The following is a 15,520-nucleotide window of genomic DNA, read 5'->3' as shown; positions in this document are numbered from 1 at the left end:
CGCTTTAGCACAATCATTCACAAAGCCGTGGGTTCAACTGTTGCTACCCTTCTTGGCTGGATTGTGCGAATGATGACTGTCCTTTTCACCGCCACCCCCTGAAACTCGGCTTTTGGATCGACGGTCTTCATCCGCCGGGGGTTTGTTGACCTGCAGGGGTTTTCTGGCGTTCTCGTGCGATGCGCCTGGCCCGCCCTGCCGGATCGTGTTCGGGTGTTTCTTCGATGTGGACATGATCACCGATCCTGCTGACGGCCCTGATGAGTGGTGTTGACCTTGGTGTTGGCTTGCTGCCCTTGGCGCTCCGGATCCGGCGCTCCGTGAGTGCCGTGCTGGGCATCATCGTGGCTAACCTGTCGCCCTTCTCCTCGACCCTTCTGGCTCTGGTTCTCAGGCGGCACGGGCGGCATTTTGCTCGACATCTGCATCTCCTTGGGTTGGTCTCGTGACTCGAAACCGTGATCGTGGGGGGAAGTTCCGTCTGCTTCGTCAGCACCTGTGATTTCGGTGCCGACGGAATCTGATTCCCAACGCGGATTTCAACGAACGGCAGCGGCCTGCCCGCGTCGCCCCGCCAGTGGTGCGGGCCTGCAATATAAATCCTAAGCCTGGGCTGCTATCGCAGTTTATTGCGAGCTTCCGGCGACTTGCGTAGCGGGCTGCAGTGGCTTTCAGGAGAGCAGCGTGTTGTACCCGGTCAATTGGAGCGACCGAAATACAGTGCTTGACCACGTTGCTGACATGATCGGTGACGAGCGCGGTGTCGCGCCTGGATCGCGGCAGCAGCCTCTGGTCCGATCTGCCTGCAGCTGATGGCAGCTAAAACGACGTCAAAAGACCTAAGCCTCTTTGATCGCCCTCGCTGCTCGCACGAGCGATGACCAGTCAGCTCCCATGGCTGAGACAAGGTCTCGAGCATCTTCGTCTGATATTCCGGTACGGTCTACGAGCTTCCGTGCCAGCAATTCGAATGCCAATTCTATGATCGTCATAGCTCAGCCCCTACGAGAGTGCCCGTGACGATAGCTTGCAAATGGGTCTTCCGCATTTGCACATGTTAAGCGACCATCACGAATGTCTCATGTACCGCAGAATGTCTGCAGGACGCGCTCATCCGGGCGTGGCGGCTCAGCATAGCGTTCCATTCCCGGCTGCTCATCGAAGGGACGGCTGACGACCGCCAGGATCTCCTCGAACGGTGTGAAGTCGCCGCCCAACGCCGCCTGGATCATCGCCTCGATGCGATGATTGCGGGGGATGAATTTGGGATTGACGGATTGCATGGCTGCCCGGCGCGTGGCCGTGTCGGCTGCTTCGCTTGCAATGCGCTGGCGCCACCGCGCCGACCAGGCATCGAATGAGCCTGGATCCTTAAACAACTGCCGCGCCGTGCCTTGGCCGTCCGCAGCGTCGAGGTCATCGCCCAGGCGCCGAAAGCCGAGCGTAAAGTCCGCTTCGCCGTGAGCCAGCACGTCCAGAAAGTCGGCAGCGAGCTGCAAGTCGCCTTCCGCTTCGGTCAGCAGTCCGAGTTTTCTGCGGAAGCCGCGCTGCAACACAGCCTCATAGGAGGCCTGGAACGACCTCAGCACCTCTTCCGCTTCAGACACTGCTTCATTCTCGTCCGTGCTCATGAGCGGCAGCAGGGTCTCGGCATAGCGCGCAAGGTTCCATGTGGCGACACGAGGCTGGTTGGCATAGGCATAGCGACCGGCGCGGTCTATCGAACTGAACACCGCGCCGGGGTCGTAAGCGTCCATGAAGGCGCATGGGCCATAGTCGATCGTCTCGCCCGAGATCGACATGTTGTCGGTGTTCATGACGCCATGGATGAAGCCGACCAGCATCCAGCGCGCCACCAGGTCCGCCTGTGCGGCGACAACGGCCTCCAGCAAAGCCCGGTACGGCCGTGCTTCCCCCGCCAGCTGTGGGAAGTGACGCTGAATGGCATAGTTGGCCAATATCTTGAGCGCCTCGGTGTCGTGGCGCGCGGCGAAATATTGGAACGTGCCGATCCTGATATGACTTGCCGCCACCCGTGTCAGGACGGCGCCGGGCAGCCGGACCTCGCGATAGACCGGGTCGCCGGTGAGCACCGCCGCAAGGCTTCGCGTCGTCGGAATGCCGAGCGCCGCCATCGCTTCGCTGACGACATATTCGCGCAGGACAGGGCCGAGTGCGGCGCGGCCGTCACCGTTGCGCGAGAACCGCGTTGGTCCCGATCCCTTCAGCTGGATGTCACGGCGAATGCCGTTGACGTCCACCACTTCGCCAAGAAGCAGAGCGCGCCCGTCGCCAAGCTGAGGCACGAAGTTTCCGAACTGGTGGCCCGCATAAGCCAGGGCGATTGCCTGCAAGCCTTCCGGAAATCTGTTGCCGGCAAGCATCGCCACTCCATCCGGGCTGGTAAGCTGGTCGGCATCGAGCCCGAGTTCCTCCGCGAGGGGCCGGTTGAACCGGATCAGCCGCGGTTCGGATACCGGCTTCGGATCTGTTTGCGAGAAGAAGCGCTCCGGCAATTGCCCATAGCTGTTGCTCAGGGCGGGAAGCCCCGTCTGAATGACCGGGGGTTGTTCAGCAGTCGCAGGTGACGTCATGACAAGCTGTCTCTGAAGAGGAGGGTTCAACAGCTCCCGTTTCGAGGAGCCTGTGTTCATTTGAGCATATAGGGACGCAACGCCGCTGGTGCCATCCGGATCCCATCAGGCCGGCACCGGATACAAGCTGGGAACCACCCGCCTCGATTTTCGAGGTTCAGGCTGCCGTGGGACGACGGGCCGTGGCGGAATCCAGAGATGACCCCCGCATCGCCACTGTCTCCGAACTGAGCACCCGGCAATCTAGTCAGTGCGGGCGTGCAATGCCGGGGCGGCGTCTGCCTTGGTTGGCAGCGGCTCTCTCGGGGCCGCTCCCGGCGATGATTTCGAACCCGGTTCGACTCGCTCCTCGGCGATGAGCCGGGCGCCACGCTCATAGGTCAGGTAGCGCCAGAGCCACTGGATCGAGACCTGAACGCGGTGCTGAAAACCGACGAGCAGGTAGACATGGATGAGCGCCCAGGCAGACCAGGCGAACCAGCCTTTCAGTTTCAGCCTACCCGATTCGAACACGGCAGCGTGGCGGCCGACAATGGCCGTGTTGCCTCGATTGCTGAAGACAAAAGCGGGCAGCGTATCGCCAGCATCTATCCGGCGTGCCAGTGCCTTGCCGAGGTGCTCGCCCTGCTGCTTGGCGACCTGGGCAAGACCCGGCAATGGCTGGCCGTTCCCATCGAGGACCAGTGCGACGTCGCCAAGCGCGAAGACATCGGGATGGCCGACGACCTGCAGGTCGGATTCGACCTTCACCCGACCGCCGCGGTCGAGCCCGACACCAAGCTGGGCGACCAGCGGAGAAGCCGCCACCCCGGCGGCCCAGAGCGTCAAGGCCACCGGGATCACCTGGCCGCCGACGGTGATCTGATGCGCTTCGATCGCCTCGACCCGGTTGCCGAGCGCGACCTCGACGCCCAGGCTTTCAAGGCGCAGACGTGCATATCTGGAAAGCTCCGGGGCGAATCCGGCGAGCAGACGCTCGCCGGCTTCTACCAGTATGATCCTTGTCTTCTCGGGCCGGATGTTGCGGAAGTCGCGCGCCAGTGTGTGCCGGCTGAGTTCGGCGATCGAGCCCGCCAGTTCGACACCGGTCGGGCCGCCGCCGATAATGGCGATCGTCATCAGCCGGGATTGCTCGACTGGATCGGTGGTCCGTTCCGCGTGCTCGAACGATAGCAGCAGCCGTGACCGGATCGTGCGCGCGTCCTCGATGGTCTTCAAACTGGGACAGACCCGAGCCCAGCTCTCCTGGCCGAAATAGAATGGCTGCGAACCAGTGGCCAAGACCAGGATGTCGTAGGGGACCGTGGTCCCATCGGCCAGCACCAGTATCCTGGCCTCGGTGCCGATCTCGGTGACATCGCCGAAGAGGACCTGAACCGAGGGATAGCGGCCCAGGATCTTGCGGATGGGCTCGGCGATGTCAGGCGCCGACAAGGCGGCGGTTGCAACCTGATAGAGCAAGGGCTGGAACAGGTGGTGATTGTGGCGGTCGATGATCGTCACCCCGATTTCCGCCTTGCCGAGCGCCTTGGCAACCTCCAGACCGGCAAAGCCTCCGCCGACCACGACGATGCGCGGTGTCAGGCTCCGGCCGTGGCTGCTCTCGGTGGCGAATTGCATGCTTGATACTCCCCTATCCCTGTCCGGAAGTCATAGCCTGGCAGGAGTGCCTCGCTGCTGGCTGGAGCTACTGCTCACTCCGGCGGCATCGGTCCAGGCAAGGCATCCGGCAATGACCGGCGTCGTGCTGACCACAAGGGCGCCGCGCGCGTGAAGAGCTACCAACCCGCGCCATGAGACGCGGTCGACCGCCCAGATGGTGCCGCTGGCGTCGACCCATTTGAGATGGGCGTCGGCGACTTCAACGGCCCGCATCATCGCCGCCGGTTCCATCCCGGCCCGAAAGACGATGATGGAATTGGCGGCGCCGTTGAAGAACGGGCCGGCGCCGGCTGCCAGTCCCGCAAGCAGGACGATGCTGGTCAGCGCTGCCGAAGCACCGCGTGCCGGTCCGCCGCGGTTGGGCAGCACCAGCACCAACACAAGCGGCACGATGCCGAAGATGACCAGCCACGCAATATCCCAGGCGAGCGGCAAGTCGCTGTTCATCTTGATCCGGTGCAGACCCAGCAGCCAGTGAAACACGACGGCATCGACGACATGCCAGACGCCGAACCCGGCGAAGGCGAGCCGCAGGATCTCCGTGGTGGTCCCGGGCCGCGCGCCGGCCGCCCTCGCGGCCACCAGCAGCACCGTGCCGGCGACGGCGAGCACATACATGCAAAGATGGAAGAGGCCGTCGGCCATGATCTGGAAGCGCAGGTCGGAACCCACCGGATCGGCGACGCCCGAGAGAAGATGATGCCATTGCAGGATCTGATGCAGGACGATGCCGTCGAAGAAACCGCCGAGCGCGAAGCCGAGCAGCAGCCAGCCGGCTCGCGTTCTCGGGTCGAGTGTCGCGGTGATCGCGTCCATGTCAGGACCACCGGCTCCAGGCCGGGGCGTTCAGTTGCCTGCGCACCGACATGTCCGGCGGCATGGGGTCATGGAGACCATGACGCGCCTCGAGCCAGAAGGCGGATATCAGCCCACCAACCACCGTCGTCAGAACCAGTGTCGCAGCAATTATCGCCAGCATGGACGTCGATCCTCAGCCGCGCAGGGTCGGCCGCGCGGAACCTAACAGCGGCTTCCGTGGAATGTTCCTGGCTGTCGGTTCGGTGGAGGGAACAATCAAGTTCCAGCACGGTTCGATGCTGGCGACGGACGGCTCAAGCGGAGAAGGTCATGAACGAATATACGGCGGCAGATCCGGGCGGTCTCGACGGCCATCAGCCGAGCGGCATCACCCGATGGCTGTTTTCGACCAACCACAAGGACATCGGCACACTCTATCTGGTCTTCGCTTTCATCGCGGGGGTGATCGGCATGCTCTTGTCGGTGAGCATGCGAATCGAGCTGCAGCAACCCGGGATCCAGTTTTTCCCCGGACTGGCGTCGATGATCTACGGTTACCAGGGCGACGCGGCGATCGACGCCGGCAAGCAGCTTTACAACGTCTTCACCACGGCCCACGCGCTGATCATGATCTTCTACACTGTGATGCCCGCCCTGATCGGCGGCTTCGCCAACTGGATGGTTCCGATCATGATCGGCGCCCCCGACATGGCCTTCCCGCGCATGAACAACATCTCGTTCTGGCTGCTGCCGCCGGCATTGATGTTGCTTTTATTGTCGATCTTCATGCCCAGCGTCCCCGGCGGCTATGGCCCTGGGACCGGCTGGTTCCTGTACCCGCCGCTGTCGACCTCCGGCCATCCCGGTCCCGCCGTGGATCTGGTCATCCTGTCTCTGCACATTGCGGGCGCCTCCTCGATCCTGGGAGCCATCAACTTCATCACCACCATCTTCAACATGCGCGCGCCGGGGATGACCCTGCACAAGATGCCCCTGTTTGTGTGGTCGATCCTCATCACCGCCTTCCTGCTGCTGCTGGCTCTGCCGGTGCTGGCCGGCGCCATCACCATGCTCCTGACCGATCGCAATTTCGGAACCACGTTCTTCGCGCCGGACGGCGGAGGCGACCCGCTGCTGTACCAGCATCTCTTCTGGTTCTTCGGCCACCCGGAAGTCTACATCATGATCCTGCCGGCGTTCGGCATCGTCAGCCAGGTGATCTCGACCTTCTCGCGAAAGCCGATCTTCGGGTATCTCGGGATGGTCTACGCAATCGTGGCGATCGGGGTGATCGGCTTCGTCGTCTGGGCCCACCATATGTACACCAGCGGGATAGGCCTCGACACGCAGCGCTACTTCACCTTCGCCACGATGGTGATCGCAGTGCCGACGGGGATAAAAGTGTTCTCCTGGATTGCAACCATGTGGGGCGGTTCGGTCAGCCTGCGGACGCCGATGCTCTGGGCCCTCGGCTTCATATTCCTGTTCACCGTAGGCGGGGTGACGGGCGTTCAACTCGCAAATGCCGGCCTCGACCGTGAACTGCACGACACATACTTCGTCGTCGCGCATTTCCACTACATACTTTCACTGGGAGCGATCTTCGGCATCTTCGCGGGCTGGTATTACTGGTTTCCGAAAATGACGGGATATCTCTACAATCCGCTTCTGGCTGGGGTCCATTTCTGGACGACCTTCGTCGGCGTGAACCTCGTCTTCTTCCCCCATCACTTCCTTGGATTGGCTGGAATGCCGCGTCGCTATGTCGACTATCCCGACGCATTCGCCGACTGGAACATGGTGTCCTCGTATGGATCGTACCTGTCGGCCGCCAGTGTCGTGATTTTCCTCTTCGGCATCTTGGAAGCTTTCTACCGGCAAAGAGCCGCCGGCATGAACCCATGGGGGCCAGGAGCTACCACATTGGAGTGGGAGCTGACCTCTCCACCCCCTTTCCATCAATGGGACAGGCTGCCGCAAATCAGATGAGGCCGGGTTGTCGAACTCCTTTGCGCAAGCAAGCCCGGTTCGCCGCTGAGGCGAACTTCAGCCTGCCGGTGGCAGACGCTGGCTGCAGCTGAGAACCGGATCGCTATCTGAAGCTGATTAACAGCACAGCGAACAAGCTTGCGAGCGCGACTGCCCAGCAGAATAACCAATTGGCGATCAGAAGAAGCGATTTGAGCACGGTGGCATGGCAGTAATCTTCGATGATCGATTGCATTCCAAGCCGCATGTGAACGCAGCTTACGAGAATGAAGCCAATAAGGGCTGGCGCGACATAGATCGATCCTACGACGCTGAGGACGGCGTCTCGAGGCTCACCGACCAGCATTATAACGATCGCGACGATGTAAATGACAAGGATCAACAGGGCAGCAGATGTCAGCCGCTCCAGCATGAACGTTTCGGTTCCGTGTTTCGCCGATCCAAGGCCCCGCACTCGAGCTAGCGGAGTTCTGATTGAGGGTCTGTCAGCCATGGCGTTTCCCCAAAACTACTTGGTTGCCTTGCGCGCAACTCAAGCTGTTGCTGTTTCGATGCCCGGGCCGTCGGTGCCGACGGATATTGGGCAAGCACGGTCTCCAGTCGAGCAAGGCGGGCTTTGTGGGCGTTCAGTTCGTATCCTGAACGCCATCCAATTTGCCTGGGTCTGCCATCTCTGCATAGCTCGCTTTCAAGCAGCGAGATACGAAGGCGGACCGCGTCGATCTCCTTGACAAGCGCGGCCTTCACCGATTTTCGACTCTGCATGGCTGTAGTTCCGGTGCAAGGATGGTTCCAAACCTGACGCGTCTGGAAATGTTCCCGGGTGCCGAAGGCGTGCTGAAGATTAATGCCTCAGTGCTGCACCCGCACAATGGGTCGCCATGAGCAAAGCCGGGCACTAGCTCAACGGCCGCGGTGTGCCCGGCGAATGATTGTGAAGAGGAGCGAATGCTTGGCCCGCCTCGTCCCGAGAGATAAGTAGCCCTCAGAACAGCGACCGCACGTGGCCGAGATGACCAGAGGGTGTTCTTGGGCCAACATATGTTAACGGCCACTTTTGTTTCTCTCTCCTGCAAAAATATTTGGGCTTAAAGGCCGGGAACTAACCGATCCTCCGGATGTTGCGGAGTTAGTCAGGAGAAACGGACTATGTCGGACAAAGAAATTCATCGGGGCGCCTCGCGTTTTCGCCCTATCCGCGTCGTGGACGCCCGTGTGTTTCGCGGGCCGCACCTCTATAGCATGACGCCAATGGTCCAGATTCGGATCGACCTCGGAGCACTTGAGGCGTTCCCGACAGACAAACTGCCTGGGTTTTCCGAACAAATCGTCCGACTGTTGCCCGGCCTTGCGGGCCATGGCTGTAGCTATGGCGCCGCCGGCGGCTTCGTCCGCCGCATGCAGGAAGGAACCTGGCTCGGCCACGTCGTCGAGCATGTCGCCCTGGAACTGCAGAGCATGCTCGGTCACCGGGTGACACGAGGAAAGACACGGTCGGTCAAAGGCAGTCCCGGCACTTATAACGTCATGTTCGCCTACAAGGATGAGCTTGTCGGGCTGCTCGCCGGATGCGTCGCGCTCGAACTGGTGGACAGCCTGCTGCCGGCCAATCTGCATGGTGTCGAGGGGCTCGGCGACATTGCGGAAAGGCAGGGGCCATTCGAGTTCGCAGCCAGGCTGCAGCAGCTCAAGCTTCTGGCCGCCGAGCGTGCCTTGGGGCCTACGACTGCTTCCTTGGTGCGCGAGGCCGAGAGGCGAGGCATTCCGGCGGCGCGGATCGACGACAGCAGCCTCGTGCTGTTTGGTCACGGAAAGCATCAGAAGCGCATCCGCGCCAGTTGCAGCGACCTCACTTCCGAGATTGCGACCGAGATCGCCTCGGATAAGGACCTGACCAAATTCCTGCTGCAACAGGCCGGCCTGCCGGTGCCACGCGGGGAGCTGGTGCGATCGGCGCAGGACGCAGTCGCGGCGGCAGCACGGCTGGGCTACCCCGTGGTCACCAAACCACTCGATGGCAATCATGGAAGCGGCGTCAACATCGGTTTGGCAACAGAAGACGAGGTCCGCTGGGGCTTCGAACAGGCGCGAGAATACAGCCGCAGCGTTATCGTCGAGCAGCATTTCGTCGGCTCGGACCACAGGATCCTGGTGATCGGTGGAAAGGTCGTGGCGCTTGCCGAGAGGGTTCCGGCCCATGTGGTCGGCGATGGCCGGAGTTCTGTCGCCGAGCTCGTCGAGGAGACGAACCGCGACCCACGAAGGGGAGAGGGCCATTCCTCGGTATTGACCCGCATCGAGATCGACGAATGCGTCGAGCATTTCCTGTCAAAATCGCAGCTCACCCTGGCGAGCGTTCCAGCGCCGGGTCAAATGGTGCTCTTGCGGCCCACCGCCAATCTCTCCACCGGTGGGACCGCGATCGACCGAACGGAAGAAATCCATCCCGAAAACGCGCTGATCGCCAGGCGGGCGGCACAGATCGTCGGCCTCGACATTGCCGGGATCGACTTCGTCTGTCCCGACATCTCACGGCCGGTGAGCGAAACCGGCGGCGGCATCATAGAGGTGAATGCCGGTCCTGGCTTTCGCATGCATCTCGAACCCTCGTCGGGGCGCGCCCGCAACGTCGCACGGCCCGTGCTCGATCTTCTCTTCAAAGGCGGCAAGGACGGCCGGATTCCGATCTTCGCGATCACGGGAACCAACGGCAAGTCGACCACTGCCCGGATGCTGGCGCACATCCTGCAGGCGAATGGGGCAACCGTCGGGCTCACCTCCACCACCGGCGTCTACTTGAACGGCGAGCGAATCATCACAGGCGATTGCTCAGGCCCGCAGAGCGCCAGGATCGTGCTGCGCGAGCCGGGTGTCGATGTCGCGGTGCTGGAATGTGCACGCGGCGGCATCCTGCGCGAAGGGCTTGCCTTCGATGCATGCGATGTTGGCGCGGTGCTGAACGTCCACGGCGATCATCTCGGGCTGAGGGGCATCGACACGATCGAGGACCTGGCGGAGGTGAAATCTGTCGTGGTCGAGTCCGTCCGCCGCGGCGGATGGAGCATTCTTAATGCCGACGACGTCCACACGTCCGCAATGTCGCGAGATGCCGGCGGCAGGATCTGCTACTTCTCGCTGGCGAGCAGGAGCGAGTGGCCCGATTTCTTGCGCAGCCACCTGGCGGAAGGCGGCCGCGCCGTGACGCGGGAGCCCAGCAGCGACGGCTCATCCACGAGGATGGGGAGTCGATGTTCCTGATGAGCGTCGACGAAATTCCCGCGACCTTCGAGGGTTCGGCCGAATTCAACGTTGCCAACAGCCTGGCAGCCGTCGCCATGGCGCATTGCTACGACGTTCCGGCGGCAACGATCCGGGCGGCGCTGGCCGAGTTTGGCACCTCGTTCGAGCAATCTCCCGGTCGCCTCAACGTCTTCGACGGGCATGGTTTCCGCACGATCGTCGACTATGCGCACAATCCGGAAGGGCTGAAGGCACTCGGAAAGCTCGTTTCCCACATGAGGCGCGGCTATCAGCGCACGATCGGCTTGGTCGCCATACCCGGTGACCGCCGCGATTGTGATATACGCGAGATGGGCGCGATCGCTTCGCGGATATTCGACGTCATCGTCTTCAAGGAGGATGAGCAGGAGCTGCGCGGCCGAGCCCCCGGAGCGATCGCCGGCTTGCTGCGGGAAGGTGCCTTGAACGCCGGCTGCGCCCCAGGCCGCATTCACGCCGTCTGTCCCGAGAAGGAGGCCGTCGACGTGTGTCTCAGGCTTGCACGGGAAAACGACCTTGTCGTGCTGACCGTCGACGACGTTGAAGCCGTGTGGCGGCAGGTAACCGGCTTCGGAGGCGCGACGCCTTCGAGGGGAGGGCCCGATCAGACCCATATTCGCCATCTGAGGGCTGGCTGATGTGGTCGCTGATCCTGCACGGCGGCGCCAAGGAGATCGATCCGCAAGAGGAGGAGGCGCATCGCAACGGATGCATCGAGGCGCTCGAGGCAGGTCGGGCCGTCCTGGCCGGCGGCGGAACGGCGGTCGATGCCGTGGAAGCTGCCGGTCGCGTCCTCGAGGCCGACCCGACATTCAATGCGGGATATGGAAGTGCCCTCAATTCGGACGGCGAGGTCGAGATGTGCGCTGGCCTGATGGAGGGCAGGGACTTCAATGTAGGTGCCGTCGCAGTGATCAAGGGCGTGCGCCATCCAATCAGTGTCGCCAAGGCCATGCTGCATGAGGAGCCGATCCTGCTGGCGTCGGAGGGGGCCCGGCGTTTCGCCGCCGACAAGCAGCTGGAGCTTTGCGATCCGGCGGATTTGATCACGTCGCAGCAGCGCGACGCCTCCAGCAAGTCTGAGGCGAAGGATACGATCGGTGTGGTTGCCCTGGATCAGTACGGGGACATCGCCGTCGGCACTTCGACCGGCGGACTGGACGGCAGTGCTCCCGGTCGTGTGGGGGATTCTCCGCAACCCGGCTGCGGCTATTATGCCGACAACCGGTTGGGAGCCGTCGCCTTCTCGGGAGACGGTGAGCATATCGCGCGAAAGGCTCTCGCGGCCCGTGTCATGCAGGCACTCTCGGCGCGGCAGGCATTGTCTTCGGGACAGGCTGAAGGCGGCCTGGAGCAGGTGCTGAATCCCGCGCTCAAGGAAGTCGAGGCGATCGGCGGCGAAGCCGGAGCCATCGTGCTTACCGCGACCGGCGTGTCTGGATGGGCGCATAACAGCAGGGAGTTCGCAGTCGCTTTCATGACCAGCGAGGACAACCACCCGCACGTTTTCCTGCGCAAGAAAGACGTGGGCAAATGACCGACAAGAAGAAAAAACGATCCTCGAACGGTAAAGCCGGAACGCTCGTCATCATCGGCGGCCACGAGGACCATGATGGCGATCGTGTCATCTTGAAGGAGGTAGCGAGCCTGGTTCCGAACGGCCGCCTGGTGCTTGCCACCATCGCGTCTCATGAGCCGGATGGCTATCTCGAGAAGTATCAGAGGTCCTTCGGTGAGCTGGGCATCAAGGATGTCATCGAGCTCTACGTCAACGACCGCCTCGAGGCAGCTCATGAAAAGAAAATAAGTGCGCTCGCAGACGTGAGTGCGGTGTTCTTCTCCGGCGGCGACCAGCTCCGGATCACCAGCCAGATCGGCGACACGCCCATCGACGAGCGGGTGCACGAAATCTATGAAGCCGGAGGCGTCATTGCCGGCACCTCCGCGGGCGCGTCGGTCATGAGCGACACAATGATGGTGAAGGGGCCGAACGCAGCGTCCTTTCGGATCGGCCACATTCGCATGGCGCCGGGACTGGGCCTGCTGCCGAACGTCATTATCGACCAGCACTTTGCGGAACGGGGCCGCATTGGGCGGCTCATCGGGGCGGTGTCGCAGAACCCGCGCGTCCTCGGCATCGGCATCGATGAAGACACGGCGATCGTGGTGAAGGGCGAGATGTTCAAGGTCATCGGCAGCGGCGCTGTCTATCTGGTCGATGCAGCCGGCGTGACGCATTCCAACATCGCGGAAGGTGAGCCTGATGCCGCCCTTTCCATCCATGATCTGAGGGTTCACGTGCTGAGCTCAGGCGATGCGTTCGATCTCGCGCTGCGACGACCGGTGGGGATTTCTTAAGACTTCGCCGCACTCAAGCTGATGGTGCGGCGCGGTCCGCGTACCGCGAAAACCGCATATATGAAGCAGTTCTCCTATTTGAAGTCGCCCAACCAGGATTGTCGCGTTGTGGCAGGCCCGGCAGGATTACAGACGGCCTCTCGTCGGCTCGAATCCCGCAAAGCTGACACCTTCGCTCGCCCGGCGTTCTGCCGGGCTAACCCCGCCGGCGACTGGCCCGAATGGCAGCAAAGGTTACCGGACGAAACCCCCATGCGTCGACGCCGACATCATGCTGGCGCGTCATCGGCTTCAGACGACCGTGCGAATGACCGTGCAGGTTTACCGATCTCTTGCCGATCTGGTTCCAGGTGCGAAAAGGATAGTGACACAGAACCAGCAAGCGGCCCTCGACAAGAAGCTCCATGTAGTGGTGCACGCTCGCCCAGGCCGGGTCGCCAACGGTGGCAGCGCTGTCATTGTTGCCAATTATCAGGTGCTTGGACCCGTTAAGAGACGACAGCAGTGAAGACACGGTCTCGGCTGGACCCTTGGCGAAATCGCCGAGGTGCCAGACCTCGTCGTTCGGGCCAACGGTTTCGTTCCAAAACGCAACCAGCGCCTGGTCATGCTCTACCAACGAGGCGAAGGGACGCCGGTCGAGGCGCAGAATGCGCGGATCGTTGAAATGCGTATCGGAAGTGAAGAAGATCATGCGCCGCGGCCGGCTGCGACGCGCGAATGGCGGTCGCCTCTAACTGCCGGAGCGCTCTTCGGCTTCATCATCGATCCCGATCGGGGCTTCCCTGAGCATCTTGAGTGCCTCTTCCTTCGTAAGGCCGCACTTGCGCGCGAAGTAGAGCGCCTCGATCGCCTTTTCGCGATCCGCCGTGGATTTTGCGTGCTGTTTGGGCTTTTTGCCCATCGTTCTCTGCCACCTTCCGAGGCCACCAAACCATCACAGTGCCGCGTTGTTCCCGTGCATCGGCTGACCTGCCGGACTGCGCGAATGCCGATGTCGCCGGCATCCCGCGAGCCCCGGACAGCGCGTATATCAGCCGGCTCGCGACAACGGCGGAGCGACTCCAACCCCGACAGCGTGAATTCAAACGAAAGCCCGCGCCGTGGGAGGGGCCGGCGCGGGCGATCGGGCTACCGATCTTGCAGCGCGGGGGTCGACCGCTGCATGGCTCGAACTGTGCAAGCGGGCATTTGTTCCGGGCCGCATGCAAAGCATCGGCGTTTCATTGCATCCTGGGGGACACAACCAGCATTTCGCTTCAGTCCGCCGCCGATGTGGGAGGATGAATACCGCCTTGCGCTAATTCGTCCGCCCTAGACACGAAACCAACCGCGCATTGAGCGCGTAGCTTCGGCGATTTAAAACACCTGCACTGGAATATTTCCGGGCGCATGGAACATCTCCGGTCGCTGATGTTTAGGCCGGAATGACGATGATCTCTGTTCTTACAATGATTTACTCTCTCGCCATCTTTATCGGCGCGAAGCGGCGCAACCTTTTGGTGAATGCGAAACTCGATAGAGTTTTGCGCAATATGGCTGGCGCAGAACTGAATCAACGTGGCCAGTAAACCGCAACAGCGCCGGTTCCAGTTCACAGCCAGTGTCCTCGCGGCCGCTACCTCGGTTCGGGTGGCAAGCGGCTCGGCAGGACTGCAAGGGCCGCCCCCTCTGGGCTGGCTGGTGCGTGGTCGATCCGATTTCGTCGATGAGGGCGGAGCACGCTGGCTCGAATTGGGGAGCCGCGTCCACGATCCCCGCACCGGGGCACGCACCTTAGGTCCGGCCCACGCGAGTGGCTTCGGAGGACCAATCCATGAACGATGATGATCCTATAGATTCGCTCGCCAATGCAATTCGTCATCGCAGCGCAATTTTGTTTGTGGGGGCGGGGGTATCGATCAGCGTCGGACTTCCGTCTTGGGAGAAACTCATCGAGCGAATGGCAAAGGAGCTCGGCGTCGACGATGAATTTTCCACGCGACGCGATCGTTTTCAGACCTTGGCCGAATACTATCGGATCAAGCATGGCAGCATCGGACCACTTCGCAGTTGGATGGACAGAAACTGGTCTGTCGCCAAGGAACGGATTGAGAAATCGGAATTGCACCGTCTCATCGTGACGCTCGATTTTCCCGTCATCTACACGACGAACTATGACCGGAACCTGGAACTCGCTTTTGAAATCCACGGTCGAGAGTACGTGAAAGTGGCCAACGCACGGCACGTTGCGCAGGCCCGTCGAGGCGTAACGCACATCGTGAAATTTCACGGCGACTTTGACGAGGACTCTTCCCTTGTCCTCACCGAAACCGACTATCTTGACCGCCTGTCCTTCAATTCTCCCCTTGATGTCCGCTTTCGCTCCGATGCTCTCGGCAGCACGATCCTGTTCATTGGCTATAGCCTCTCCGATCCAAACATCCGGCTGCTGTTGCACCGGCTTTGGCAAACCTGGCACCGGTCTGGATATGAGAAAGATCGTCCCCCTTCGTTCATCTTCATGCCCAGCCGCAACCCTGTGGAGGAGGCCGTGCTTGGGCGCTGGGGTATTTCGGTGCTCGTTGGCGCAGGTGATGATCCTGAAGCCGGTCTGACGGATTTCCTCAGGCGTTTGGTGGAAGCGGTGACCTGAGGCGCTCCTTAGTGGACTGCAGTTGGTTTTCTCAGGTGCGCGGTGACCGACGCACCAGGCGGTGGCCGACAGGCGCCAGATCGGCGACTGTTGGAGCCACGACTTCCACAGGTAGTGTGCTGAGAGTTCTGCAAATTCGCTGAGAGGGGGCGGTCATGGCAGGCTGGTGATTGTTCACGTCACCTGATTCCCGCGAAGGAACGCC

General features: G+C 61.8%; 14 protein-coding genes. 6 read left to right on the top strand and 8 right to left on the bottom strand.

The genetic code is table 11. The annotated features are described in order from the left end of the window. Positions 1-33: 33 nt before the first annotated feature. The 5 genes from NKI15_RS29270 to NKI15_RS29250 all read right to left on the bottom strand — a co-directional run bounded on the left by NKI15_RS29270 (position 34) and on the right by NKI15_RS29250 (position 5,072). A complete protein-coding gene (locus NKI15_RS29270) occupies positions 34-234 on the bottom strand; it encodes a hypothetical protein (RefSeq protein WP_081725396.1) in 201 nt (66 codons plus the stop codon). 2 nt (positions 235-236) lie between these two features. Continuing rightward, the gene (locus NKI15_RS29265; RefSeq protein ID WP_023688550.1) at positions 237-422 is read right to left on the bottom strand and encodes a hypothetical protein; all 186 of its coding nucleotides are present in this window, start codon (positions 420-422) and stop codon (positions 237-239) included. Between the two features lie 657 nt (positions 423-1,079). After that, positions 1,080-2,594 (bottom strand): protein adenylyltransferase SelO, encoded by a 1,515-nt coding sequence (locus NKI15_RS29260; RefSeq protein ID WP_023715805.1) that lies wholly within the window; start codon positions 2,592-2,594, stop codon positions 1,080-1,082. Positions 2,595-2,837: 243 nt separating this feature from the next. Next, positions 2,838-4,214: an NAD(P)/FAD-dependent oxidoreductase gene (locus NKI15_RS29255; protein WP_352887790.1), complete on the bottom strand. Its 1,377-nt coding sequence runs from the start codon at positions 4,212-4,214 to the stop codon at positions 2,838-2,840. A 30-nt stretch (positions 4,215-4,244) separates the two neighbouring features. After that, positions 4,245-5,072 carry a DUF2243 domain-containing protein gene (locus NKI15_RS29250; RefSeq protein WP_023710464.1) on the bottom strand — a complete coding sequence of 276 codons (828 nt, stop codon included), beginning with the start codon at positions 5,070-5,072 and terminating at the stop codon, positions 4,245-4,247. 312 nt (positions 5,073-5,384) lie between these two features. Between NKI15_RS29250 and ctaD the strand changes: the two genes are divergently transcribed. Then, complete coding sequence (gene ctaD, locus NKI15_RS29245) at positions 5,385-7,043, top strand: cytochrome c oxidase subunit I (RefSeq protein ID WP_352887788.1); 1,659 nt, start codon at positions 5,385-5,387, stop codon at positions 7,041-7,043. Positions 7,044-7,146: 103 nt separating this feature from the next. On the opposite strand, the gene sdhD is transcribed toward ctaD, so the two are convergent. Continuing rightward, positions 7,147-7,536, bottom strand: coding sequence for a succinate dehydrogenase, hydrophobic membrane anchor protein (gene sdhD / locus NKI15_RS29240; protein WP_023688545.1), 390 nt, complete (start codon positions 7,534-7,536; stop codon positions 7,147-7,149). A gap of 656 nt (positions 7,537-8,192) precedes the next feature. Between sdhD and cphA the strand changes: the two genes are divergently transcribed. Genes cphA through NKI15_RS29220 form a run of 4 tightly spaced genes read left to right on the top strand, consistent with a single transcriptional unit; the run spans position 8,193 to position 12,680 of the window. Then, on the top strand, positions 8,193-10,301 hold the full coding sequence (cphA, locus tag NKI15_RS29235; RefSeq protein ID WP_352887785.1) for a cyanophycin synthetase: 2,109 nt from the start codon (positions 8,193-8,195) through the stop codon (positions 10,299-10,301). Beyond that, positions 10,301-10,960 (top strand): glutamate ligase domain-containing protein, encoded by a 660-nt coding sequence (locus NKI15_RS29230; protein WP_352887783.1) that lies wholly within the window; start codon positions 10,301-10,303, stop codon positions 10,958-10,960. The genes cphA and NKI15_RS29230 overlap by 1 nt, the downstream gene beginning before the upstream one ends. Continuing rightward, positions 10,960-11,859, top strand: coding sequence for an isoaspartyl peptidase/L-asparaginase family protein (locus NKI15_RS29225; protein WP_352546246.1), 900 nt, complete (start codon positions 10,960-10,962; stop codon positions 11,857-11,859). Before NKI15_RS29230 ends, NKI15_RS29225 begins: the two co-directional genes overlap by 1 nt. Further along, the gene (locus tag NKI15_RS29220) at positions 11,856-12,680 is read left to right on the top strand and encodes a cyanophycinase (protein ID WP_023696171.1); all 825 of its coding nucleotides are present in this window, start codon (positions 11,856-11,858) and stop codon (positions 12,678-12,680) included. Before NKI15_RS29225 ends, NKI15_RS29220 begins: the two co-directional genes overlap by 4 nt. A gap of 196 nt (positions 12,681-12,876) precedes the next feature. Here the strand turns inward: NKI15_RS29220 and NKI15_RS29215 are convergent, their stop codons facing one another. Together NKI15_RS29215 and NKI15_RS29210 are read right to left on the bottom strand one after the other, a co-directional pair. Continuing rightward, positions 12,877-13,374: a metallophosphoesterase family protein gene (locus NKI15_RS29215; protein WP_352546245.1), complete on the bottom strand. Its 498-nt coding sequence runs from the start codon at positions 13,372-13,374 to the stop codon at positions 12,877-12,879. 39 nt (positions 13,375-13,413) lie between these two features. After that, on the bottom strand, positions 13,414-13,584 hold the full coding sequence (locus NKI15_RS29210; protein WP_023672674.1) for a hypothetical protein: 171 nt from the start codon (positions 13,582-13,584) through the stop codon (positions 13,414-13,416). Between the two features lie 912 nt (positions 13,585-14,496). Between NKI15_RS29210 and NKI15_RS29205 the strand changes: the two genes are divergently transcribed. After that, positions 14,497-15,315 carry an SIR2 family NAD-dependent protein deacylase gene (locus NKI15_RS29205; protein ID WP_352546244.1) on the top strand — a complete coding sequence of 273 codons (819 nt, stop codon included), beginning with the start codon at positions 14,497-14,499 and terminating at the stop codon, positions 15,313-15,315. Positions 15,316-15,520 lie beyond the last annotated feature (205 nt).

This window comes from Mesorhizobium sp. M0862 (assembly GCF_040319795.1).
Lineage (GTDB): Bacteria > Pseudomonadota > Alphaproteobacteria > Rhizobiales > Rhizobiaceae > Mesorhizobium.
The sequence above is the reverse complement of the archived record's forward strand: the minus strand, read 5'-3'. Positions and strand labels throughout refer to the sequence as shown.